Here is a 24,021-nt window from a genome sequence, read left to right as displayed (position 1 = left end):
GAGGGGGCGCGGCCGCTCGCCCGCGCCCCCTCGACGAGGGAGCCCGGTTGAGGACCGCCGACGATCACCGCGAAGCTCCGCCCCACCCGCGCTCCCGCGCGCGCATTCGACAGCTGCGCCTCCTCGGCGCGCCCCTCGGTCTCCCGCCAGGCAAGCGGCGGCAGACGCGCGCAACCCGGGCGCAACGTCCCCCACTGCACAGGCGGCAGCACGCACGCGCAGCCTCGGCGGAGCGTGCCCCGCCGGGAGGGCGAGGCTCAGGCCCGGCGTCGGAGCTTGCGGCGCTCTCGCTCGGACAGCCCGCCCCAGATGCCGAAGCGCTCGTCGTTCTCGAGCGCGTACTCCAGGCACTGGGAGCGCACCTCGCAGGAGGTGCAGATCTTCTTCGCGTCGCGGGTGGAGCCGCCCTTCTCGGGGAAGAACGCCTCGGGGTCGGTCTGCGCGCAGAGCGAGTCGGCCTGCCAGGAGAGGGCGCCGCCGGGCGCCTCGCTCTCGGCGACGAGGCCGGGTCGGACGCCGGGCACTCCCAGGCGGACCGGGTCGACGAACCAGTCGTCGGGCACTCCGGCACGTCCTGCTGCTCCGGAGAGGCGGTCTGCTGCGGCGGCGTGGTCCGCTTCGGAAAAACGGTCCGCTCCGCCGACGCTGTCGGGAATCGCCATGCCGTCTCCTACCCCGCCGGTACCGATGAACGGCGACCCGCTCCTCCCGGAGGCGCCGCCCACGTAATTACATCGGTGTCATTCGCTGAGGTCAAGTCGCAGACTGTAAACCCTCAACAACCCGTGGAGGGTTCACGACACTCCGGCGTGTCGCAAGCGTGACGCCGGAGTGCCGATCCTCACGGGGTCGCCGCGCTCCGCGCACTCCAGGCGCTCGCGACCATGTCGGAGAGCGAGTGGCGCATCTCCCAGCCGAGGTCGCGCGCCGCGCGCTCCCCGGAGGCGACGATGCGCGGCGGGTCGCCCGGACGGCGCGGAGCGGTCTCGGGCTCGAAGGCGATGCCGGTGGTCTCGGCGATGGCGCGCATGATCTCGCCGACGGAGGCGCCGTCGCCGCTGCCGAGGTTGTAGACCGGCTCGATGGGCTCGCCGGCCGCCAGGCGGCGGGCCGCGGCGACGTGGGCGAGGGCGAGGTCGGCCACGTGGATGTAGTCGCGCACGCACGTCCCGTCGGGCGTGGGGTAGTCGGTGCCGTTGATCCGCGGCGTCCGACCGGCCAGCAGCGCCTCGAAGACGAGCGGGAACAGGTTGTGCGGGCTCGTGTCGTACACGTCCGGGTAGCCCGAGCCGACGACGTTGAAGTAACGGAGGGAGGCGTGCCGCACGCCCCGGGCGCGGCCCGCGTCGGCGAGCAGCCACTCCCCGATCAGCTTCGTCTCGCCGTAGGGCGACTCCGGGCTCTTGGGGGTCTCCTCCGTGACCAGCTCGACGTCGACCGCCCCGTAGACGGCGGCGCTGGAGGAGAACACGATCGAGGACACGCCCGCCCGCTCCATCGCCGCGAGGACCCGGAGGGTCGCGGTGACGTTCTGCTCGTACGTGTGCAGCGGCCTCTGCACCGACACGCCCGCGTACTTGAAGCCCGCGACGTGCACGACCCCCTCGACGTCGTTCTCGGCGAAGGCGCGGTCGAGCAGCGCCTCGTCGAGGATCGAGCCGCGGTAGAAGGGGACGCCCTCGGGCACGAACGAGGCGTGGCCCGACGAGAGGTCGTCGATGACGACGGGGTCGATGCCCTGCTCGGAGAAGGCCCGGACGACGTGCGCCCCGATGTACCCGGCTCCCCCGGTGACCAGCCATGCCATGTGCGTCCTCCTCGTGATCCACGTCGGCCATCGACGTCAGCGCTCGGCGCCGTCGCTACCCTATCGGCGCGGTGCGACGGCGCCTGGCTGGCAGGAATGCGACACCGAGCGCTATCCTGCCGCCGTGCTCCACTCCGTCGCCCTCGTCGCCCTGCCCGGTTTCGCCCCGTTCGAGTTCGGGGTCGTCTGCGAGGTCTTCGGGATCGACCGGAGCGAGCAGGGCGGCCCGAGCTTCGACTTCCGCGTCGTCACCGCCGATCCCGGTCCGGTGCCCACGAGCCTCGGCCTCGAGACGATCGTGCTCGACGGTCTCGACGCCGCCGAGGACGCCGACCTGATCGCGATCCCGGCGCACCCGCTCGGCCCCGTCGACGAGCGCGTGCTGGCGCTGCTGCGCCGCGCTCACGAGCGCGGGGCGTGGATCCTGAGCGTCTGCAGCGGCGCGTTCGTGCTCGCCCAGGCGGGGCTGCTCGACGGACGGCGCGCGACGACCCACTGGATGCACGCGCAGGAGCTCGCCGAGCGATTCCCCGCGGTCCGGGTCGATCCCGACGTCCTCTTCGTGCAGGAGGGGCGCATCGTCACCAGTGCGGGCACGGCCGCCGGCATCGACGCGTGCCTGCACATCGTCCGGGAGGAGTGCGGAGCCGCCGCCGCGAACGTCGTGGCGCGGCGCATGGTGGTGCCGCCGCAGCGTCACGGAGGGCAGGCCCAGTACATCCGCACCCCCGTCCCCGAGGTGCGCGCCGACTCCTTCGCCGAGGTCACGGAGTGGATGCTCGGCAACCTCGACCAGGAGCTCTCGGTCGAGATGCTCGCCCGGCGGGCGCTGATGTCGCCCCGGACCTTCGCACGGCGGTTCCGCGCCGACCTCGGCACGACTCCGCTCGCCTGGCTCAACCGGCAGCGGCTCCTGCGCGCTCAGCAGCTGCTCGAGGAGACGGACCTGACGCTCGAGACCATCGCCGGCCGCGTCGGGTTCGGCACCGCCGCCGTCATGCGGCACCACTTCGTGCGGGTGCTGCAGACGACGCCGGCCGCGTACCGCCGCACCTTCGCCTGCGCCGCGGCGTCCTGACGGAACCGTCGCCCGGGTGACGCGTCCTAGAGGGTCGCGACGAAGAGCGTGCCCGTTCCGGTCACCGAGAGGGCGCCCTCGGAGGGAGTGACGAAGACGCTGGCGCCGCGCTCGACGCGCGCCTCCCCCTCCGCTCCGCGCAGCACGAACGCGCCCGAGGTCGCGATCGCGATCGCGGGCCCGGTGAGCGTCAGCTCGACGGGGGCCTCCGAGACGGGCTCGATCACGGCGAGCACGAAGTCCGGCACGTCGGGGCGGTAGATCCGGAGCCCGGGAGCGGCCTCCTCGGCGGCGAGGTAGGGCACCGGCAGCGGCGAGAAATCGAGCACGTCCAGGAGCTCGGGCACGTCGATGTGCTTGGGGGTGAGCCCGCCCCGCAGCACGTTGTCGGACGCGGCCATCAGCTCGACCCCCGTGCCGTGCAGGTACGCGTGGATGTTGCCCGCGGGGAGGTACAGCACCTCGCCGCGCGCGAGTCGCACGCGGTTCAGCAGGAGCGAGAGGACGATCCCCGGGTCGCCCGGATAGCTCTCGGCGAGGTCGCCCACCGTGCGCAGCTCGAGCCGCTCGTCGCCGTCGGCCGCGCGCACGACCGCGTCGACGAGCGCCGACACCTCGGCCCGGTCGCCCTCGGCGAGCAGCCAGGACACGGCATCCCGGAGGACCTGCTCGGCCTGCCCGTCGAGGGCCTCGGCGAACGCGAGGACCGGCTCCGCGTCGGCGGTCGGCAGACGGCCGGCGAGCTCGGCGAGCAGCGAGCGCGTGCTCTCCGGGTCGCGGAAGCCGCACAGGGCGTCGAAGCTCTCGCTCAGCGCGTAGATCAGCTCGGGCTTGTGGAACGGGTCCTTGTAGTTGCGGTCCGGGGCGTCCCGAGCGATGCCCGCCTCGTCCTCCTCGACGAAGCGGCGCTGCGCGGTCTCGGCCGAGGGGTGCGCCTGGAGCGAGAGCGGAGCGCCGGCGGCCAGGATCTTCAGGAGGAAGGGCAGTCGCGGCTCTCCCGAGACCGGGTCGACCGAGCCCTGCACTCCGGCGAGCGCCGCCTCGGGCTCGCGGGCGATCCAGTCCGCGAGGGTCAGGGCGCCGACCGAGTCCGGCTCGAGGATCCTCGACGGCGATCCGGCGTGCGCACCGAGCCACAGCTCCGCCTCCGGGCCGCCCGAGGCCGGCGTGCCGAGCGCGTCGGAGATGCCGGTGGAGGAGCCCCAGGCGTAGTCGCGGGGGGTGTTGCCGATCGGGATGAACACGGGGCGGGCCTTTCCGTCCGGGGAGCAGTGGGAGCCGCGCCGTCCGGACCCTGCCGGGGCCGCTCCGCTGCGACGGTAGCAGGATCCACAACGGCGACCGCTGGTCGCGGGCACCCGATTGGCGCTCCCCTCCACCGTTCGTGCCGGAGCGGCGAGGTCTTCGTACGCTGGCGGGAGCCGCGTCGCCGCCGCTGGAGCTCAGGGGCGGCCCGGCTCGAGCGAGAGAGCGACGGAGCACATGGACAGCACGATCTTCGAGACGTTGGCGGCCGACTTCTACGGGTTCGCGGGGAGCCTCTCCCCCGCCGAGAAGGAGCTCCTCGCCGGCATGCGCTCGTTCCTCGAGGAGCAGGTGCGCCCGATCGCCGACGACTACTGGGAGCGCGCCGAGTTCCCCCGCCACCTGGTGCCCGGCATCCACGCCACCGGCGCGATCGGACTGTCGTGGCCCGGCACCCGGGCGATCGAGAACTCCGCGGTCTTCCGGGGCTGGGTGGCGCTGGAGTTCGGCCGCGTCGACGCGGGCATCGCGACCTACGTCGGCGTGCAGAACGGGCTCGTGATGGGCACGGTCCAGGTGACGGGCTCGGACGAGCAGCGCGCCGAATGGCTGCCGAAGCTCGCGTCGGGCGAGGTGATCGGCGCGTTCGGGCTGACCGAGCCGCAGTCCGGCTCCGACTCCGCTCAGGGCCTGCGGACGACGGCGCGGCGCGAGGGCGACGAGTGGGTCCTCGACGGTGCGAAGCGCTGGATCGGCAACGCGACGTTCAGCGACATCACCGTGATCTGGGCGAAGGACGTCGCCGATCAGCAGGTGAAGGGGTTCCTCGTCCCCACCTCGACCCCGGGGTACCGGGCCACCGCGATCGCCCGCAAGCAGAGCCTGCGCACGATCCAGAACGCCGACATCGTGCTCGAGGGCGTGCGGGTCCCGGAGTCGCTCCGGCTGCAGAACGCGAACTCGTTCCGCGACACCGCGAAGGTGCTGCGCCTGACGCGCGCCGAGGTGGCGTGGCAGGCGATCGGAGTCGCGATCGGCGCCTACGACGCGGCGCTGCGCTACGCCCGCGAGCGCGTGCAGTTCGGCAAGCCGCTCGTCGGCCACCAGCTCGTGCAGGACCTGCTCGTCAAGAGCATCGGGAACATCACCGCGAGCATCGCCCTGGCGACGCGGGTGTCCGAGATGCTCGACGCGGGCGAGCAGCGCGACGAGCACTCCGCCCTCGCCAAGGCCTACACGACCGCGCGGATGCGGGAGACGGTCGCCTGGTGCCGCGAGGTGATGGGCGGCAACGGCATCGTCCTCGACTACGGGGTCGCCCGCTTCTTCGCCGACGCGGAGGCGCTCTACTCCTACGAGGGCACCCGCGAGATGAACACTCTCATCGTCGGCCGCGCCATCACCGGGACGGCGGCGTTCGTCTGATCCGCGGCGGCGCGGCCCCTCTCTAGACTGATCGCCATGATCCGTCGCGCCGCGCCCTCCGCTCCCCGGGTGCTGGCGGTCGCCGTGCTGACGGTCCTGATCTCCGGGCAGGCACTGCGCAACCTCGCCGGGTGGTGGGGCTGGGGCCTCGTCGTCGGCGCTCTGCTCGTCGCGGTCGTGGTCGTCGTCGTGCGCGAGCGGCCGAGGCTGCTGTGGAGCCGCACGCCCAAGTCGCTCCTCGCGTTCCTGTGCCTCGTCGTCCTGTCGCTGCTCTGGTCCGCGTACCCCGGTGCGAGCGCGATCGGCGTGACCGCCCAGCTCGCCACCACCTTCGGAGGAGTCGCCCTCGGGCTCCTGCTCGGCACCGGCGCCTTCGTCACCGCGCTCGGGCGGGCCCTCCGGATCACCGTGGGCGTCTCCCTCCTCTTCGAGCTGGTGATCGCCGTCGTCGTGCGGCAGAGCGTGCTGCCCCTCGTCATCGACCTCCCGGCGAGCGGCCGGATCCCCGATGCCTTCTACTGGTCGCAGGCCGCCCTGTTCACGGGCGACCCGATCCAGGGCATCGTCGGCAACCGCAATCTGCTGGGGTTCGCCGCGCTGCTCGGCCTCGTCGTGGTGCTCCTCGAGCTCGCGGCGCGCACCGTCCGGCGACGCTGGGGCGTCGTGTGGGCGCTGGTGTTCGCCGCGACCCTGCTGCTCACCCGCTCGTCGACCGTGCTGCTCTGCGCCGTCGCCGTCGGCCTCGCCGCGGCCTTCGCGCTGTGGGCCCGCCGCCGGGGCGAGGACCGGCGCCGGCCGGTGTACCTCACCGCGGCGGCCGTCGGAGCGGTGCTCGTCGTCGGTCTGCTCGCGGGCCGGGGCGCGCTCCTCGCCCTCCTGGGCAAGAGCGAGGACGCGACCGGCCGTCTCGACATCTGGAACGCGGTCGGCGCCCTCGCCGCCGAGCGCCCGGTGCTCGGCTGGGGCTGGGTCAGCTACTGGGCGCCCTGGGCCGCGCCGTTCGACACGCTCGCCGAGCGCAAGGGCGTCCTCTACCTCCAGGCCCACAACGCCGCGCTCGACGTCTGGTTCCAGCTCGGCGCCGTCGGTCTCGTGCTCTTCACGGCGCTCGTCGTCTCGACGCTGTGGCGCTCCTGGTTCCGCGCGGTCGACCGGCCGCGCCGCAGCGCCACCGCCGCGCTCCCCTACTCCGCCCTCTCCCTCGCTCCGCTCCTGATCGTCGTCGCCCTGCTCGCGCAGTCGCTGGCCGAGAGCCGGCTGCTGATCGAGAGCGGCTGGCTCCTGCTCGTCGCCCTCGCCGTGCTGACGAAGCAGCCCGCGAACGAGGCGGAGGAGGCCCTGGCGGCCGACCCCGTCCCCGTCGCCGGCGAGCGCGCAGGGCGATGACGGGCCGGCGTCCGTCCGCTCTCCCGCCGTACCTGTCGGACGCGGTGGCCTCGCCGCAGTTCGCGGCCGCCCTCGCTCAGTCCACCCTCGTCGTGGTGCTCTGCGCGCCCGCGGTCCGCGGAGTGATCGGCTGGCCCGGCTACATCGCCGCGATCGCCACGCTGACCGTCCTCGCCGCGGCGATGATCGTGCTGCGCCGGGGGATGCTCGACTGGGAGGGGCTGCTGCCGACCAGCATCCTCGTGTTCCTGGGGTGGATCGCGCTGAGCGTGCTCTGGAGCGGCTACCAGTGGTCGACGGTCTCGGGTGTCGCCTATCAGCTCGCGCTCGCGTTCCTGGCCGTCGCGATCGGAGTGACCCGCGACATCATCCAGATCATCCGCTCGGTCGGCGACGTCCTGCGCTTCGTCCTGATCGCCTCCGTCGCCGTCGAGGTGGTGGCGGGCGTGCTGATCGACCGGCCGCTGCGCTTCCTCGGCGTCGAGGGTCAGCTCGCGGTCGGCGGTCCGATCCAGGGGCTCGTCGGCACCCGGAACCAGCTCGGGCTGGTCTGCCTGCTCGCCGTGGTGACCTTCGCGGTCGAGCTGATGACGCGCTCCGTCGCCCGCGGACCCGCCCTCGCCTCCCTCGCCCTCGCCGTCGTCACCCTGCTCTTCACCCGGTCGGCCGTGAGCGCCGGGGTGCTGGTGGTCGCCGCCGTCGTCGCTCTCGCGCTGCGCTGGGTGCGGCGCGGAGACAGCGAGCACCGGCGGAGCCGGCAGTACGCCACCCTCGGAGTCGCGGTCGCCGCGGCCCTCGCCGCCTGGATCTTCCGCTCGCGGATCATCGCCCTGCTCAACGCGGGCAGCGAGTTCGAGTTCCGGCTCACCCTGTGGCAGCAGGTGTGGCGCTTCACCGACCTCGATCCGCTGATCGGCTGGGGCTGGGTCGGCTACTGGCGCACCGACATGTACCCCTTCAACGCCATCGACTACCTCTCGGGCCGACCGCACTCGTCGAGCCTGAACGCACTGTTCGACCTCGCCCTGCAGGTCGGCGTGGTCGGGGCCGCGCTCTTCGTGGCGCTCGTCGGTCTCGCCCTGTGGCGGTCGTGGCTGATCGCGTCCGAGCGCAAGGCGGTCGTGCACGTGTGGCCGGTGATGGTCCTCACGGTGCTGGTCGTCACCGGACTGGCCGAGAGCTCGATCCTGCTGGACGCGGGCTGGCTGCTCGTGGTGATCTGCGCCATGCGCGCCGCGCAGGGGCTCAGCTGGCGACGCCTCCTGCACCCGCGCGACTGATCCCGCGGCGCCGGGATCCGCCGCGGCCGCGCCGCTCCGCCACGGCGCGGAACACCTCGAGATGCTCCCGGCGGCAGCGCTCCCAGTCGAAGCGGGCGGCTCGGGCGAGTCCCAGCGGAGCGAGCTGCTCGCGCCGCGCGATCGCCTCGAGGATCCCGTCGGCGATCGAGCGCGGATCGAGCGGATCGACGTACACGGCGGCGTCCCCGCAGATCTCGGGCAGGGATCCGGCGTCGGCCGCCGCGACCGGGCATCCCGACGCCATCGCCTCGATCGGCGGGAAGCCGAAGCCCTCGTAGAGGCTGGGGAACGCGAGCACCGCCGCTCGCCGGTAGAGCTCGGCGAGCTCCTCGGGAGCGACGTGGCCGCGCCACTCGACGAAGTCGGGCAGCTCGCCCAGCCGGTCCAGGTCCCCGCCGGTCAGCACGAGTCGCAGGCCGTGGCCGTCGGCCCGCAGCAGCCGCATCGCCTCGAACAGCCGGGCGTGGTTCTTGTGCGGCCACGCGCGGGCCGGGAAGAAGACGAAGTCGTCGCGCTCGCCGAGATTCGGCCGGAACCGCGAGGTGTCCACTCCCAGGTGCGAGACGTGCACCCGCTCCTCCGGGATCCCGAGCAGCTCGACGATGCGGCTCTTGGTGAAGGCGCTGATCGTGATGACCGCGTCGGCGCGCCGGGCCGTCGCCTCGTAGGCGACGCGGCGGAACACGCGCTCGACCCGGGGGAAGAGCTCGGGGAGGTCGCGGTGCTGCAGGTCGAACAGCATCTGCACGTGGCCCTGGCGGCGGGAGGGCCACGGCAGCGGGACCGTGAACGGGAAGTACAGGATCTCGTCGCGCTCCAGCCGCCGCCGCAGCCGCACGGTGCGCGCGAGCGCCTGCAGCATGCCGACCGCCCGACGGCGGTGCCCCGCTCCGCTGACCACTCCGTCCGCGACCTGCTCCGGGACGCCCTCGCTGAAGCCGCGCGCGTTCTCGGGCACCAGGACGCGCACGCGCAGGCCGTCCTCGCCGGGCCGCGGCACCAGGAGGCGCGTCAGCGCACGGGCGTAGGTCTCCCCGCCGCCCATCCCGCCCGGGTCGACGGTGAGCACGGCGAGGGTGACGGGGAGCGGTTCCGGCATGGCGTCCAATCGTGTCCGAGACGGGTCAGGATACCGGCGCGCGGCGCCGCCCCGCCGGTCCCGATCCGGACGGCGCGGGAGGCGATGGGTAGTATGTAGCCCGCTGTCATCGACCCACGACGAAACGGACCACCACGTGCCCCGCGCTTTGATCACCGGAATCACCGGCCAGGACGGCCTCTACCTCGCCGAGCTGCTGCTCTCGAAGGGCTACGAGGTCTTCGGCCTGGTCCGCGGGCAGAACAACCCGAAGTACGAGCTCGTGCGCCGGGTCGTGCCCGAGGTGACGCTGCTCACCGGTGACCTCACCGACGTCTCGAGCCTCGTCCGCGTGCTCGCCGTCGCCCAGCCCGACGAGGTCTACAACCTCGGCGCCATCTCCTTCGTGGCGTACTCGTGGGAGAACGCGTCCCTCACCTCCGACGTCACCGGCAAGGGCGTGCTCAACATCCTCGAGGCGACCCGCCTCTACGCCGGCGACGACATGTCGCGCGTGAAGTTCTACCAGGCGTCCTCCTCCGAGATGTTCGGCAAGGTCCAGCAGGTGCCGCAGCGCGAGGAGACCCTCCTCTGGCCGCGCTCGCCCTACGGCGTCGCCAAGGTGTTCGGTCACTACATGACCATCAACTACCGCGAGTCCTACGGCATGCACGCCTCGTCGGGCATCCTCTTCAACCACGAGTCGCCCCGCCGCGGCCCGGAGTTCGTGACCCGCAAGATCAGCCTCGCGGTCGCCCGCATCAAGCTCGGCCTGCAGGACACCATCGAGCTCGGCAACCTCGACGCGAAGCGCGACTGGGGCTTCGCCGGCGACTACGTCGACGCGATGTGGCGCATGCTGCAGCAGCCCGAGGGCGACGACTTCGTGGTCGCGACCGGCGAGACCCACGAGATCCGCGAGTACCTCGACATCGCGTTCCAGCACGTCGGCATCGACGACTGGACCCCCTACGTCACGCAGAACCCCGCGTTCATGCGCCCCGCCGAGGTCGACCTCCTCATCGGCGACCCGTCGAAGGCCCGCGACGTCCTCGGCTGGGAGCCCAAGGTCTCCTTCCCCGAGCTGGTCGCGATGATGGTCGAGAACGACCTCGTCGAGCAGACCGCGCTGATCAAGTAGTCATGCCCTCCGCTCTCGTCACCGGAGCGAGCGGGCAGGACGGGGGCTACCTCGTCGAGCGCCTGCTCGAGGACGGCTGGGACGTCACCGCGCTCGTGCGCGGGGACGACTCCGGTCTCCCTCCCGCCGTCCGCTCCCTCGAGGGCGACCTCCGCGACGCCGCCGGCCTCGGCCGCGTCGTCGCGGAGGCGGCGCCGGACACGATCTTCCACCTGGCCGGGCTGTCGTCCGTCGCGCTGTCGTGGAAGGAGCCGGTGCTGACCGCCGAGGTCACCGGCACGGCCGTCGCCGCGCTCCTCGAGGCGGCGCTGTCGCTGCAGGAGTCGACCGGCCGCGAGGTGCGCTTCGTGCAGGCCTCCTCCAGCGAGATCTTCGGAGCCGCGGCCGAGAACCCGCAGACGGAGTCGACGCCGATCCGCCCGGTGTCGCCCTACGGCGCGGCGAAGGCGTTCGCGCACCTGCTCGTGGGCGTCTACCGCGGTCGCGGGCTGCACGCCTCCTCCGGCATCCTCTACAACCACGAGTCGCCGCGCCGGCCCGAGGCCTTCGTCACGCGCAAGATCACCGCGGGCGTCGCGGCGATCGCCGCGGGCACCGCGACCGAGCTGTCCCTCGGCAACCTCGACGTCCGCCGCGACTGGGGCTGGGCTCCCGACTACGTCGACGCCCTCGTCCGCGCATCGCGGGCCGACGAGGCGGGCGACTACGTCGTGGCGACGGGAGTCGCGCATTCCGTCCGCGACTTCGTCGGCGCGGCGTTCGCCGCCGCCGGGATCGACGACTGGGAGCGCCTCGTCGTCCTCGACCCGCGGTTCGCCCGCCCGGTCGACGCCCCCGAGATGCGCGGAGACGCCTCCCGCGCCCGCGACGTGCTCGGCTGGCGGCCGACCGTCGCCTTCGAGGAGATCGTGGCCCGCATGGTCGCGCACGACCTCGACCTCGCCCGGCGCGCGAGCTGAGCCACCGGGCCTCCGTCTCCCGCCTCTCCCGGGGCTCCGAGCGGACGGAACCGTACAATGATCCCGCTGCCGCCACGGCAGTGCTATGGCTGGGAGACCGATGAGCACCAACAAGTCGACGATCACGCGCGCGGCCGACCGCGTCGACGCGATCGCGCAGGAGCCGTTCCACCAGAGCGGCACCCAGCCGGGAACGAGCCGGGCGAGCGGATTCGTCTCGTCGCTCCTCGACATCTTCCGCCACCGCGAGCTGCTCAAGCTCCTGGTGAACCGCGAGCTCAAGGCGCGCTACAAGGACTCGAGCCTCGGCTTCGTCTGGACGCTCATCCGCCCGCTCGTCATGCTGATGATCTACTACGTGGCGATCGGCCAGTTCCTCGGGGCCGCCCGCGGGATCCCCGTCTTCGCGATCTTCGTGTTCTGCGGTCTGACGCTGTGGAACCTCTTCAGCGAGATCGTCGCCACCGGCACCACCTCGATCCTCGCGAACGCGGGCCTGATCAAGAAGGTCTACCTGCCGCGCGAGATCTTCCCGGTCGCCACGATCGGAGCCGCGCTCTTCAACTTCGCGGTGCAGTTCCTGGTGCTGATCATCGGTGCCGCGGCGCTCGGCGCTCTCGAGATCAGCTGGCAGCTGCTCTTCATCTTCCCGGCCCTCGCGGTGACCCTCGTCTACGGGCTCGCCCTGGCGCTCGCCCTCTCGGCGCTGAACGTCTACCTCCGCGACATCCAGTTCCTGGTCGAGGTGGGCCTGCTCATCTTCTTCTGGCTCTCGCCGATCACCTACGCGTGGTCCTTCGTCGTCGAGACGGTCCCGCCGTGGCTCGAGCAGATCTACCTGCTCAACCCGATGACCAACGCGATCCTCGCCTTCCAGCGCGCCATCTGGGGTCCGGGCTCGCGCGAGACCATGGTCGAGCAGACCGACGGGACCGTCCGCGCCGTCGCCGGTCAGCCCTGGCCCGCCGACATGGCCCTCCACCTCTTCCTCGTCTTCCTCGTCGGGCTCGTGCTGGTGTGGGTCTCGCACCGCATCTTCCGCCGCCTCGAGGGCAACTTCGCCCAGGAGATCTGATCCCATGACTCTCGAATCCGAGATCTCCGTGCCCGACGCCGTGGCGATGCCCACGATCATCCGGGTGCAGAACGCGTCCAAGCGGTTCGTCATCCGCAAGGACAAGAGCGTCAAGGAGCGCATCGTCAACTTCGGCCGCGGCAAGCAGCACCGCGACGACTTCTGGGCGCTCAAGGACATCGACCTCGAGATCCCGCTGGGCTCGACCGTCGGGCTCATCGGTGCGAACGGCTCGGGCAAGAGCACCCTGCTCAAGCTCATCGGCGGGATCATCCAGCCCACGACCGGGACGGTCGAGCGCCGTGGTCGCCTCGCCGCGCTCCTCGAGCTCGGCGCCGGATTCCACCCCGACCTCACCGGGCGCGAGAACGTCTTCCTGAACGGCGCGATCCTCGGACTCTCCCGCAAGGAGCTCGAGGACAAGTTCGACTCGATCGTCGACTTCTCCGAGATCGCCGACTTCATCGACACCCAGGTCAAGTTCTACTCGTCCGGCATGTACGTGCGGCTCGCCTTCGCCATCGCGATCCACACCGACCCCGACCTCCTGCTGGTCGACGAGGTGCTGGCGGTCGGCGACGAGCCGTTCCAGCGCAAGTGCATGGATCGGATCCGCGCCTTCCAGCGCGCCGGCAAGACGATCGTGCTGGTCACCCACTCCCTCGAGCAGGTCGGCGAGCTGTGCGATCGGGCGATCGTGCTCCAGCACGGCGCGGTCATCTACGACGGCGAGACCGCACGCGGCCTCGAGGTCCTGCGCAACGGCTTCGAGAACTCGCGCCAGGAGCGCGTCGAGCGCGAGACCGCCGAGGCCATCGTCGAGGCCGAGGAGACCGGTGAGGAGCCCGAGCAGATCCAGCCGGGCGAGATCGTGGGCATCGAGCTGGAGGGCGGCACGGTCGAGGACGGCAACCGCACGCTGCGCCCCGGCGACGACCTGCGGGTGCACGTCACCCTGCGACCCCTGACCAGCACGCCGCTGGAGCGCTGGTTCGTGGGGATGGGCGTCGACACCCCCATGGGGCAGATCGTGTTCGGCACCAACACCATGCGCCTCGGCTTCGAGCACCCCCCGCTGACGGAGGAGACGACGATCACGTTCGACCTCCCCGACATCCGCTTCGGCGGCGGCACCTACGCGGTGCACGCGTCGGCCTCGACCCTCGGGAACGGCGAGTTCACCCGCGTGCCCGTGGGAGCGAGGTTTACCGTGGAGCGCAGCGACAAGCGCGTCGGGCTGGTGAGCGTCGCCGCCTCGGCGACGGTGAACGGGGTCACGAAGGCGTGAGCCGCCGCGTGCGCCTGCGCATCGATGCGACTCCTCTCGCTGCAGGGGCGATGACCGGCGTCGGCCACGTCCTCCTCGAGACGGTCCGCGCGCTGGGCGATCCGCGCTTCGCGGACCGGATCGACCTCGCGCTGTTCGTGCCGCGCTCGGAGCGGGCCGCCGTCGAGCGGGTCGCGCCGGCCGGGACCCGCGTGATCGGCGTGCCGCTCCCCCGTCGCGTCCTCGGCTTCCTGACCCGCACCCCGATCCCGCTCGATCTGCTCGTGGGCCGGGGCGTGTACTTCTTCCCCAACTTCCGCAACTGGGCTCTCACCGCCCGCTCGGCGGGCATCACCTTCGTGCACGACGCGTGCTTCGCCGTCGCACCCGAGCTGGTGCCGGAACCGCGCCGCTCCCTCCTCGCCGCGCGGATGCCGGGCTGGCTGGCGCGCTCGCGCCTCGTCGCGACCGGGACGCCCTCGGCCGCCGCCGAGATCGCCGGGAGCCTCGGCGTCCCCGAGGGCCGCCTCCGCGTGCTGCCGACGACCGTCGACACCCGCGTCTTCCGGCCGAGGCCGGACGCGGAGGTGCGCGCGGTGAAGCGGCGGCTCGGGCTCTCCCGCTACCTGCTCTTCGTCGGATCGATCGAGCCGCGCAAGAACGTCGCGGAACTCGTGCGCGCCTACGCCGCGGCCGACCGTCCCCCCGGCCACACTCTGCTGCTCGTCGGCGGCACGTCCTGGGAGGCGGACGACGTGCATCGGGCCGTGCGCGACGCGGTCGCCGCGGGGGCCGACGTGCGGTTCCCCGATTCCTTCGTCGAGGACGAGGAGATGCCCGCTCTGATGACCGGCGCCGACGCGCTGGCGCTCGTCTCGCACCACGAGGGCTTCGGCCTGCCTGCTCTCGAGGCCGTCGCCACCGGCACTCCGGTCGTCGTCTCCGACATCCCCGGCATCCGGGACGCGCTTCGCGGCAACGAGCACGCGGCCGTCTTCGTCGAGCCCGGAGACCGGAAGGGTCTGGTCCGCGCCCTCGAGCAGGCCGTGACCGAGCCCCGGCGGGTGCGGGCCGGGACGATCCGCCCGTGGATCGATGCGGCCGACGCGCTGGTGGGCGCAGCCGAGGACCTCAGCGCCGGCCGACCGGCGACGCGGCGCCGCTGATCAGGACGCGACGACGGCGCGCGTCCCGGTCAGGAAGTCCCAGAGGGCGTCGGCGTACTCGGCCCACGACGAGTTGTCCCGGGTGAGGGCCTCCGTGCGCAGACGCTCGAGGAGCTCGTCGTCGGTCAGCAGCGCGCGCATGCCGCGGGCGATGTCGTCGTCGTCGCGCGAGTCCACGAGCACGGCTCCGCCCTGCGACGCGATCTCGGCCATGCTGCCGAAGCGCGCCGTCACGACGGGGGTGCCGACGGCGAGGGACTCGGCGACCGGCAGGCCGAAACCTTCGTTGAGCGAGGGGAAGACGGTGAAGCGCGCCAGCCGGTACGCGCTCCAGAGGAGCTCGTCGGTGATCGCGGAGTGCGACGAGACCGGCCGCCCGTCGTTCTGCAGCTCGCCCAGGCGGACCTGGAACTCCTCGCTGTTCCAGGCGTTGCCGCCGACGAACACCAGTGCGAACTCCCGCCCCTCGCGCCAGAGGAGCTCGGCGGCGTGCAGCACGGCCAGGTGGTTCTTGCGCGGCTCGTGGCTTCCGACGCAGACGACCAGCGGCAGGTCCTCGGAGAGCAGATCGGCTCGGGCACGGAGGAGCCCCTCCTGATCGACGACGCCCGCCTCGGAGGGCAGGATCACCTCGCGGATCTCGGGGCCGCTGCGGCCGACTCCTCGGAGCATCTCGCGCCAGCCGCCGTACTCGATCGCCGCGGCCTCCGAGATCGTCGCCACGCGGTCCATGTGGCTGACCGCCACGAGGGTGCGCGAGAACGCGGCGCTGATCCCGATGTGCGCGGTCTCGGCGGTCGTCAGGGGGACGCAGTCGAAGCCGATGGTCGAGGTCGCGTTGCCGCTGAACTCGGCCAGGGCGGCGATGCGCGAGGTGCGCTCGTCCTCGGTCGCGAGCTCGGGGAGGATGTAGCGCGACCGCCACGGCACGAGGATCTCGGCGGCGGGGTCGGCCTTCGCCTCCGGCAGCGTGCCGTACAGGGCGTTGCGGCGCAGGGCCGGATCGAGCTCGCGGAGGGTGCGGCCCGCGCCGTCCCAGCCGACGAGGACGATCTGGTGGCGCTGGACCCACTCCGCGATCGTCTTGCGCACGACCCGCTGGATGCCCGTGGCGAGTCCGGTGCGCGCGGTGTGGTGCACATCCACGACGACGGCCCCCGAGACCACGCGGACGCGGGGCGTGCGCAGGCGGTTGAGCACGAAGCCGTTCGCCCGGCTGCCGATGAGGGAGCGGACCAGCGCGCGGGGCCCGTCGAGCCGCACGAGGCGGAGCGCGTCGACCACCTCGTCGCGCACGGGCAGGGCGCCCGTGAGGACGGAGAGCGTCAGCCACACCTCGTCGCTGCCGGGCTCGGCGAGCGCGTCCGCGAGCTGGTGGACGAGACCGTCGGCGTCGGCGGCCGGAGCGGTCTCGGGGGCCAGGGCCTCCAGCAGCACGCTCATGCGGTCCACGGCGAGTGCATCACGCATCGACGTCCTCCTTCGTGATCGCCGAGACGCGGGCGGCGCCCTGTCCGTCGGGCACGAGCGCGTCCCAGAGCTCCTGCGCGTAGTCGTCCCAGGTGCGCACCGGACGCGCGAGCGCCTCGGCGCGCAGCTGCTCGATGCGCTCGTCGGAGCTCAGCAGCTCGCGCATCGCGTCGAGCAGCGCGTCGTCGTCGCCGGGATCGACGGTCACGCAGCCCCCGTCGCGGGCGATCTCGGCCAGCGAGCCGTGATCGGACGTGATGACCGGGACCCCGAGGGCGAGGGCCTCGGCGACGGGCAGTCCGTAGCCCTCATGAGTCGAGGGGAAGACCAGGAAGCGCGCGTTCTCGTAGGAGGCGATGAGCTTGTCGTCGCTCGCCCCGCGCCACAGCTCGACGGTGCGCCCGCGGTTCTGCGCCTCGCGGATGCGGACGTCGAAGACCGTCGTCGACCAGTCGTTGCCGTTGCCGATGAAGCGGAGCGTGAACACCTTCCCCTCGCGCCAGAGCCGCTCGGCCGCGTGCAGCACGGCGAGGTGGTTCTTGCGCGGCTCGGTGCTGCCGACGGCGAGCACGAGCGGGCCGACGACCGAGGGGGCGATCGACGCGTCGACCGTGTTCGGGCGGTCGACGGGGAGGGCGACCGTGCTGATCCGCGGCCCGACGAGGCCCTGGGCCGGCAGGGCATGGACGAAGCCCTCGAACTCGGCGGAGGCCGACTCGCTGATGCCGGCCACGCGATCGGCGTGCTTCACGATCGAGAGGTAGTTCACGAAGCGGGCGGTCTCGATCCCGGGGACGGTCTCGGCGCTCACGACCGGGATCGCGTCGTACCCGATGAGACCGACGGAGTTGCCCGAGTGCGCCGCGAGCGACGCGTAGGGTGCGCACAGGTTGAAGCCGGGGACCTCGGGGATCAGCACGGTGGAGCGGAAGGGCACGACGAAGCTCACCTGGTCCGGATCGCCGTCCTGCCAGGGCTTGGAGCGGCTGACCTCGTAGTCGACGACGCGCTCGAGCTCGACGGGGCTCAGACGGCGCATGGCCATCGAGCCGTTGACCCAGGCGACCGGCAGGACGTCCTTGTCGCCGTGCCAGCGCCTCATCGTGTTGCGCACCACCCGCTGGATGCCGGTCTGGTGGGCGTGGCGCGCGCAGAAGTCGACGTCGGCGACGACGGCTCCGGTGACGATCTCGACCGTCGAGCCGAGGTCGGCGTAGCCGGTGGTCGCGCGGGCGCCCGCCGCGAGGAAGACGCGGATCGCCTCGTCCGGCTCGCAGAGCTCGAGGGAGCGGCGGAACCAGAGGAAGAAGTGCTCGACGGGCATCACCGCGAGGAACGCGGCGAGCGCGAGCCACGTGATGTCGTCGGACGCTCGCCGCTTCGTCTCGCGGGCGATCGCGTCCAGGAGCGGCCCGGGGCCGCGGCCACTGAGGGCCGCGCGCCGGTGCTCGTCCTCGATGACGAACGGGGCGAGCTGGTCGAGGCGCTGCTGGAGGAACGCCCGCCGCTGGGAACGGGTCGACTGCTCCGCCATCAGGCGCGGCGGCCGAGTCGACGGGAGACGTACCGGGCCGTGTGCCCGACCGCTCCGCCCACGCCGAGCTGGGAGGCGCGGATCTGGAAGAGGCGGACGGCTCGGAGGGGCTTGGTCACCCGCCAGGACAGGGTCGACTCGAAGGGCGCCGCGGCGACCACTCCCCCGACGTGCATGTGCTGGAGCCACTCGTCGAGGGGATCGTTGAGCAGCGCGTCGAGGCGCGCTCGCAGCTCCTCCACGGTCTCCTCCTGCGACGGAGCGGCGGTCGCGGAGTCGGATGCTGCGGGGAGGGAGTCCTCGCGGGGCGGCTCGTTCTCTGTCACGTCAGGCACCCGTACATATTAGGCGGACGTCGCGGAGCCGACCGACTCGAGGGCGACGCGGTCGAAGAGGTCGCGGTACTGCGACACCACGGTCTCCCGCGAGTAGAGCTCCCCGGCGATGCGCGCGCCCTCGACGCGGTCGAGGGTGTCCGAGCGGATGCTCTCGATCGCCCGCGTGATCGCCGGCGCATCGCGTCGGGGCACGATCCGGCCGAAGCCGGTGCGCTCCACCGGCGTGCGGACGCCGGGCAGATCGGAGGCGATGGCGGGCGCACCGGCCCGCATCGCCTCGACCTGCACGATGCCGAAGGCCTCGAGGGCGTTGATCGACGGGAGGGCGAAGATGTCGAGCGACGCGTAGAAGTCGGGGATGCTCTCCTCCGCGACGAAGCCGAGAACGGTGATCCGGTCGTCGCCGCCGATGCGCCGGCGCACCTCCTCGATCACGCTCCCTCCCGCCACCGCGGCGAAGTCGCCTCCGATCAGCAGGCGCGCGTCCGGGTCGTCGAGGGCCCGGAAGCCGTCGACGAGGTAGCCGATGCCCTTCTCCTCCACGATGCGCCCGAGGAATCCGACGTGCAGCCCGTCACCGTGGCGGAAGGTCGGCGAGCCGCCGGTCCGGTCGCGGGTGGGCGGCGGGATCTCCTCGAGGTGGCCGCGCCGGAGGGTCGCCGCGAGACGCGAGTGCGTCGCGTAGTCGAAGGTGGTGACGACCGTCACCGTCGACAGCCGGACGGCCGCTCGGCACGAGGCGTCCATGGCGGCCATCTGGAACCGCTCGAAGGGGCTGGAGCCCAGCGTGACGTCGCAGTTGTAGGTCGAGATGACGGGCGTGCCCGTGCGGGCGATCGCGGCGACGACCCCGGACTCGAGCATGGGGAGGTGCATGTTGACCACGCGGCTGCGGCGCGCGTACCGCGCCGCGACGACGGGGAAGGAGGCGGAGAGCAGGCCCTTCCCGATGCGGACCTGGACGGCGCACCGGACGACCTCGACGCCCGCGAGCACCTCGTGCGACGCGAGGGAGTCGTCGTGCTTCTGGGCGACGACGACCACGCGCCTGCCCTCCGCGGCGAGCGACTCCGCGACCATCCGGACGACGTCGGTGAGGCCGCTGACGTAGGGCGCGTAGTAGTTGAGGACGAAGAGGACGTCGATGTCGCGGTCGGGACGGGGCACGCCGCTCCTTTCGGGGTCTGAGCAGGATCGGGTCGTGATCGGGATCACTGCGGTCGGTGCCGCCGGGTGATGGCCGCGACCCGGACGAGGTGCAGCGCTCCTGCGAGAACCGATCCGACGGCGAGCGGGAGTACCGATCGTACGACATCGTCGACGGGCAGCAGCAGGGCGAGCGCCCCGGCGACGGCCCCGATCAGCCAGTGGGCCGAGAGCGCGGCGTGGTCGCCCAGGGCGGCCAGGCCGTCCGAGGCGACGAGGGCGACCAGGAGCAGCGAGACGGCGGCGGCGATCGAGCCGATGCCGACCGCGTCCGGGGCGGCGACCGCCGGGAACGCCACGGACATGACCCAGGGGCCCAGCAGCGAGGCCGTCGCGGTGACGAGCACTGCGACCGCGGCGGCCGCGCCGACCGCCGTCGCGACAGCGCGCCGCGCCCGGGGGCCGTCCCCCTCGCGGATCGCCCCGGCGACCACCGGCAGGTACATCGACTGGATCGACTGGTACACGAAGACGGGGATGCGCGCCAGCGTCACCGTGGACAGCACGGCGCCCGCGAGCGCTCCCGGCGAGAACGCGGCGGCGAGCAGCGGCGGCGAGTTGAGCAGGAGCTGCAGGACGATGGTGCCGAGGACCAGGCGGGACAGCCCGCGGCGCACCTCGGCGCCGGTCGGAGTGCGCGCGGCCGGGGCTCGCCGGCCCCGCTCCCCCCTCAGCGCCAGCAGCGCCGGGACCGCCGACGCGGCGGCGGCGACCGCGACGAGACCGGTGAACGCCGCCGTCTCCGGCAGGAGCAGCGCGACCAGGAGCGCGAGGAGGATCCGCGCGACGCCCTCGGACGCGACGACCGCTCCGTACAGCGCGCGACGGCCGGTTCCCGCGAGATGCCCGCGCACCGAGAACTGCACGGCGTATCCCGCGTAGCTGAGGACGAGGCCGCCGAACAGGACGCTCGAGCGGGCCGAGAAGCCCACCAGACCCGCCCAGAGCGCCGCGCTCACGACGGCGGCGAGGAGGGCGAGCACGAGACCGCGCCGGAGCATCGACCCGATGACCGCCGGCGCCGGCCCGCTGAGCCTGCCCGTGCTGACCAGTCGCGAGGTCTCCTGCTCGAGCGGGAGGAAGACGCCGAGCGCCACGATCACGGTCATCGACCAGAAGACCGAGAACTCGGAGTAGGCCGACGCGCCGGTCGTCGCGGCGACGATCAGCACCAGCGCGTACGTCGCCACTCCCGCCACGCCGGCTCCGGCGAGGAGGACGAGCGCGGTCGTGCGAGGAGCGAGCGCCACGCTCAGCCGCCGATCAGGGTGAGCTCGTCCAGCGCGACGCGGACGTCCGGTCCGGGTGCGCTCGCCGGATCCAGCGTCTCGACGATGCACACGCCCGAGGCGGCCGAGACCTCCGCGGCGGTGACCTGGGCGGCGTCGCCCGCGGCGGAGCAGCCGTCGCCGTCGAAGTCCACGTCGACTCCGGCCTCCGCCACCCCGGGGAGGTTGACCACGGCGAGGCCGAGCTCGACGTCGGTGTTGCCGACCACGGCGATGCGCGCACCGGCTCCTCCGTACAGCCGCTCGCTCGGGTCGACGAAGTAGCTCCACGCCGGGCCCGGCGAGGTGTTGACCGCGGCCGCCGCGCTCCCGGCGCTGAGATCGAGGAGCACGAACGTCCCGTTGCGCTCGAGGACGGCGCTCTCGGAGGCGGCGTAGCGCGCGCCCGTGCCCACGAGCAGGTAGCGGGTCGCCCGCGCGTTCCAGAACGAGGACATCGAGAGGTCGCCGCGGTAGCCGAGGTCGCCGCGCAGACTCGGGTAGGCGACGTCCGGCTCGTCCTGAAGCTCGTCCGAGATCCACATCTGCTGGAACAGGTCGCCCGTCATCACGGTGACGTCGGCGCCGTCGTCCAGCGCCTCGACCCAGTCGCCCGCCTCGCGGTAGTCCGGGCTGATCTCGCGCTCGCCCCAGGTCGGGATGAGCTGCTGCCCGTAGGCGACGCCGTTCACGGCGACCCAGCCGAGGGAGAGCCCGCCGAGCGCGACCGCGCCGACGGTCCGGGCGGCTCCCCCGCGCCGCACCAGCGGGACCAGCAGCAGCACGACGCCGAGGGCGCTCACCGCGACGACGAAGGGGCTGACGACGTCGATCATCCGCTGGAAGAAGTACGACGAGCCCCGCAGCGCGCCGTAGGAGGCGAGCAGGACCGACGCGATCAGCACCGCCCGGCCCACCCGGGCCGTCGAGCGGTGCACGGCCGCGACGAGGAGTCCCAGGACGACGACGACCCCGACGCCCCAGACGGTGGCCGAGGACAGGAGCGTCGAGAGGCGGCCGGTCGGGGCGAACCCGTGCAGGCCGACGAACTCGCCGGCACTGGCCAGGGTGCCGAAGACCGTGTCGACGATGTAGTCCTCGCCCTGCTCCGTCGGCGGGGCGGCGACCGCGGCGATGTTGAGGACGTTGCTGACGGTCCTGACCCAGCCGACGGGATTGAGGACGAGCGAGGCGAGCGCGATGACCACCGCGCCCAGCAGGGCTCCCGGGACGGCCCGGACGGGGCGCAGGAGCGTCACCAGCCCCAGCACCACGACGACGAAGGAGAAGTACTCGGAGTAGGTGCCGGCGAGGCCCGCGAGCGCGAAGCCCGCCAGTGCGACGAACGGGGCGCGGTGCTCCGACGTCTCCAGGGCCCGCCACACGAGGCCGATCGAGAGGATCGCGAAGGACCCGCCGAGGAGCGAGTCGGCGTTCTGCGCGACGAACTGGTGCAGGACGTTGTTCGAGGTGGCGACGGCGAGCGCCGCGATCACACCGGCCACCGGGGGCAGCCGCAGGATCTGGGCGAGGGAGAACGCCGCCAGGGCGATGAGCGCGATGTAGAGCGCCGTCCACGCGGTGAAGGCGTCGGTCAGGTCGATGCCGGTCAGTCCCGACAGCCAGCCCTGCACGAGCTCCTGCCCGTACCGCAGCGAGAAGAACAGCGTCTCGGACGCCGGTCCGGCGTTCGGCGCCGACACCCCCGCCACGGGGTCCTGCTCGATCGAGGGGACGATCGTGGTGGCGTTCTCCGAGAACCAGCGCGCGGTGGAGATGTAGTAGTAGCCGTCGTTGCTCAACCCCATCAGGAGCGAGCGCGAGGAGCCCGTCCCGATCATGGGGATGAGCGCGACAGGGATCGCGACAGCCGAGGCGAGGACGCCCGTGACGGCGCGTCCGATGCCGGAGCGCCCGCCGAGGGAGACGGAGCGGTGCACCCGAGCGCCGAGGACGGCGAGCACCACCGCGAGGATCGGGAGCACCCAGGGCGCGACGGCCGTCCCGGCGACGAGCGAGTGCAGGTGCAGGTAGCAGACGGCGAGCGCGATTCCCAGGATCGGCGCGGCCGGCAGGACCTGCGCGCGCACCGCCGGCGGCAGGAGCAGGACCACGGCGAGACCGAGGAGCGACAGGATCGCGAGCGCGAGCAGGGCGACGATGATTCCGATGAACACGCGGGCGCGGATCCCCTCCGAAGGCGGTGCGACCGAGCGGCGACCGGGCTGAGCCGTTGCGGGCGACGGCGGCGACGATCCTAGCAAGCCGCGTCCGCCGACCGCCGTCGCCGGCTGCGGCTAGGGTGTCGGTGTCGTCCGTTCGGATCGGCCCTCTCGTCCCGCTCACGCGGCCTCCGCCCCGTCTCAGGAACCCCTCACATGCTCACGAGTCTCATCGCCGGCCTGCGTCCCCGCCAATGGGTGAAGAACATCCTCGTGATCGCCGCCCCGCTGGCAGCGGGGATCCTCCTGCAGCCGCCCGTGCTGCTGCGGGTCGCGATCGCCTTCGTCGTGATGTGCCTCGCCTCCTCGGCGATCTACCTCCTGAACGACCTGCTCGACGTCGAGGCCGACCGGGCGCACCCGAAGAAGCGCTTCCGCCCGATCGCCTCGGGCCGCCTGCCGGTCCCGCTCGCGTGGGTCGCGTTCGTGGTGCTCGTGATCCTCGCGCCCGTGCTGGCGCTGGTCTACGGGACCTTCGGGTTCTTCACGATCGTGATCCTCTACATCGCACTGCAGGTCAGCTACTGCGTCTGGCTGAAGCACGTGGTCGTGCTCGACCTGGTCATCGTCTCGAGCGGCTTCCTCATCCGCGCCGTCGCCGGCGGGCTCGCCACCGACGTCACCCCGTCGCAGTGGTTCCTGCTCGTGACCGCCTTCGGGTCCCTCTTCATGGTGGCGGGCAAGCGCTACTCCGAGAAGCGGCAGCTCGAGGGCTCGAGCGAGACGCGCCGCAGCCTCGCCGCGTACAGCCCGGGCTACCTCCGCTTCGTCTGGCAGACGGCCGCCGGAGTCGCCCTTGTGGCCTACACGCTCTGGGCCTTCGAGCTCTCCGCGCCGGACTCGGCGGTGGCGTGGACGACGATCTCGATCATCCCCTTCGCCGTCGCCCTCCTGCGCTACGCCTACGAGATCGACCGCGCCGAGGCCGGCTCGCCGGAGGACACGGTCCTCGGCGACAAGCCGCTGCTCGTGCTCGGCCTGCTCTGGGTCCTGACCTTCTCGCTGTCGGTCGTCGTCCGCTGACCCAAGCCGCGCGGACCCCAGCCGCGCAGACG

Annotated in this window: 20 protein-coding genes; 10 read left to right on the top strand and 10 right to left on the bottom strand. The window is 72.5% G+C overall.

Annotated elements, in window-relative coordinates:
- Positions 1-257 precede the first annotated feature (257 nt).
- Together NB037_RS05065 and galE are read right to left on the bottom strand one after the other, a co-directional pair.
- Positions 258-662, bottom strand: a complete 405-nt coding sequence (locus tag NB037_RS05065; RefSeq protein ID WP_279308602.1) for a WhiB family transcriptional regulator — start codon at positions 660-662, stop codon at positions 258-260.
- A gap of 179 nt (positions 663-841) precedes the next feature.
- Positions 842-1,807 (bottom strand): UDP-glucose 4-epimerase GalE, encoded by a 966-nt coding sequence (gene galE / locus NB037_RS05060; RefSeq protein WP_251944207.1) that lies wholly within the window; start codon positions 1,805-1,807, stop codon positions 842-844.
- Positions 1,808-1,931: 124 nt separating this feature from the next.
- Here galE and NB037_RS05055 point away from each other — a divergent pair, with 124 nt between their 5' ends.
- A complete protein-coding gene (locus tag NB037_RS05055) occupies positions 1,932-2,885 on the top strand; it encodes a GlxA family transcriptional regulator (RefSeq protein WP_251944206.1) in 954 nt (317 codons plus the stop codon).
- Between the two features lie 26 nt (positions 2,886-2,911).
- Here the strand turns inward: NB037_RS05055 and manA are convergent, their stop codons facing one another.
- Positions 2,912-4,129: a mannose-6-phosphate isomerase, class I gene (manA, locus tag NB037_RS05050; RefSeq protein ID WP_251944205.1), complete on the bottom strand. Its 1,218-nt coding sequence runs from the start codon at positions 4,127-4,129 to the stop codon at positions 2,912-2,914.
- 238 nt (positions 4,130-4,367) lie between these two features.
- On the opposite strand from manA, the gene NB037_RS05045 reads away from it, so the two are divergent.
- The 3 genes from NB037_RS05045 to NB037_RS05035 are packed head-to-tail and all read left to right on the top strand — an operon-like array spanning position 4,368 to position 8,221.
- Positions 4,368-5,555 (top strand): acyl-CoA dehydrogenase family protein, encoded by a 1,188-nt coding sequence (locus NB037_RS05045; protein ID WP_251944204.1) that lies wholly within the window; start codon positions 4,368-4,370, stop codon positions 5,553-5,555.
- A gap of 36 nt (positions 5,556-5,591) precedes the next feature.
- Complete coding sequence (locus tag NB037_RS05040; RefSeq protein ID WP_251944203.1) at positions 5,592-6,941, top strand: O-antigen ligase family protein; 1,350 nt, start codon at positions 5,592-5,594, stop codon at positions 6,939-6,941.
- The gene (locus NB037_RS05035; protein ID WP_251944202.1) at positions 6,938-8,221 is read left to right on the top strand and encodes an O-antigen ligase family protein; all 1,284 of its coding nucleotides are present in this window, start codon (positions 6,938-6,940) and stop codon (positions 8,219-8,221) included. The genes NB037_RS05040 and NB037_RS05035 overlap by 4 nt, the downstream gene beginning before the upstream one ends.
- Here NB037_RS05035 and NB037_RS05030 read toward each other — a convergent pair.
- A complete protein-coding gene (locus tag NB037_RS05030; RefSeq protein WP_251944201.1) occupies positions 8,187-9,341 on the bottom strand; it encodes a glycosyltransferase family 4 protein in 1,155 nt (384 codons plus the stop codon). The genes NB037_RS05035 and NB037_RS05030 overlap by 35 nt on opposite strands.
- Positions 9,342-9,477: 136 nt before the next feature.
- Between NB037_RS05030 and NB037_RS05025 the strand changes: the two genes are divergently transcribed.
- From NB037_RS05025 to NB037_RS19810, 5 genes are all read left to right on the top strand, one after another.
- Positions 9,478-10,461 carry a GDP-mannose 4,6-dehydratase gene (locus NB037_RS05025; RefSeq protein ID WP_251944200.1) on the top strand — a complete coding sequence of 328 codons (984 nt, stop codon included), beginning with the start codon at positions 9,478-9,480 and terminating at the stop codon, positions 10,459-10,461.
- Positions 10,462-10,463: 2 nt separating this feature from the next.
- The gene (locus NB037_RS05020) at positions 10,464-11,420 is read left to right on the top strand and encodes a GDP-mannose 4,6-dehydratase (RefSeq protein WP_251944199.1); all 957 of its coding nucleotides are present in this window, start codon (positions 10,464-10,466) and stop codon (positions 11,418-11,420) included.
- 100 nt (positions 11,421-11,520) lie between these two features.
- Positions 11,521-12,495, top strand: coding sequence for an ABC transporter permease (locus NB037_RS05015; protein WP_251944198.1), 975 nt, complete (start codon positions 11,521-11,523; stop codon positions 12,493-12,495).
- 46 nt (positions 12,496-12,541) lie between these two features.
- Positions 12,542-13,783: an ABC transporter ATP-binding protein gene (locus tag NB037_RS05010; RefSeq protein ID WP_443722566.1), complete on the top strand. Its 1,242-nt coding sequence runs from the start codon at positions 12,542-12,544 to the stop codon at positions 13,781-13,783.
- Positions 13,780-14,928 carry a glycosyltransferase family 4 protein gene (locus tag NB037_RS19810; protein ID WP_251944196.1) on the top strand — a complete coding sequence of 383 codons (1,149 nt, stop codon included), beginning with the start codon at positions 13,780-13,782 and terminating at the stop codon, positions 14,926-14,928. The genes NB037_RS05010 and NB037_RS19810 overlap by 4 nt, the downstream gene beginning before the upstream one ends.
- On the opposite strand, the gene NB037_RS05000 is transcribed toward NB037_RS19810, so the two are convergent.
- From NB037_RS05000 to NB037_RS04975, 6 genes are read right to left on the bottom strand one after another with little or no spacing between them, the layout of a single operon-like run.
- On the bottom strand, positions 14,929-16,398 hold the full coding sequence (locus tag NB037_RS05000; protein WP_251944195.1) for a glycosyltransferase family 4 protein: 1,470 nt from the start codon (positions 16,396-16,398) through the stop codon (positions 14,929-14,931). It lies immediately after the preceding gene.
- Complete coding sequence (locus NB037_RS04995; RefSeq protein WP_251944194.1) at positions 16,391-17,932, bottom strand: glycosyltransferase family 4 protein; 1,542 nt, start codon at positions 17,930-17,932, stop codon at positions 16,391-16,393. The genes NB037_RS05000 and NB037_RS04995 overlap by 8 nt, the downstream gene beginning before the upstream one ends.
- A complete protein-coding gene (locus tag NB037_RS04990; protein WP_251944193.1) occupies positions 17,932-18,267 on the bottom strand; it encodes a hypothetical protein in 336 nt (111 codons plus the stop codon). Before NB037_RS04990 ends, NB037_RS04995 begins: the two co-directional genes overlap by 1 nt.
- Before the next feature lie 9 nt (positions 18,268-18,276).
- The gene (locus tag NB037_RS19805) at positions 18,277-19,437 is read right to left on the bottom strand and encodes a glycosyltransferase family 4 protein (RefSeq protein WP_251944192.1); all 1,161 of its coding nucleotides are present in this window, start codon (positions 19,435-19,437) and stop codon (positions 18,277-18,279) included.
- A gap of 44 nt (positions 19,438-19,481) precedes the next feature.
- Positions 19,482-20,726, bottom strand: coding sequence for a hypothetical protein (locus tag NB037_RS04980; RefSeq protein ID WP_251944191.1), 1,245 nt, complete (start codon positions 20,724-20,726; stop codon positions 19,482-19,484).
- Between the two features lie 2 nt (positions 20,727-20,728).
- Entirely contained in the window at positions 20,729-22,921 is a 2,193-nt protein-coding gene (locus tag NB037_RS04975; protein WP_251944190.1) for a hypothetical protein, read from the bottom strand.
- Between the two features lie 201 nt (positions 22,922-23,122).
- Here NB037_RS04975 and NB037_RS04970 point away from each other — a divergent pair, with 201 nt between their 5' ends.
- A complete protein-coding gene (locus NB037_RS04970; RefSeq protein ID WP_251944189.1) occupies positions 23,123-23,989 on the top strand; it encodes a decaprenyl-phosphate phosphoribosyltransferase in 867 nt (288 codons plus the stop codon).
- The last annotated feature ends 32 nt before the right edge of the window (positions 23,990-24,021 follow it).

Source organism: Rathayibacter rubneri (genome assembly GCF_023743255.1).
GTDB lineage: Bacteria > Actinomycetota > Actinomycetes > Actinomycetales > Microbacteriaceae > Rathayibacter > Rathayibacter rubneri.
The sequence above is the reverse complement of the archived record's forward strand: the minus strand, read 5'-3'. Positions and strand labels throughout refer to the sequence as shown.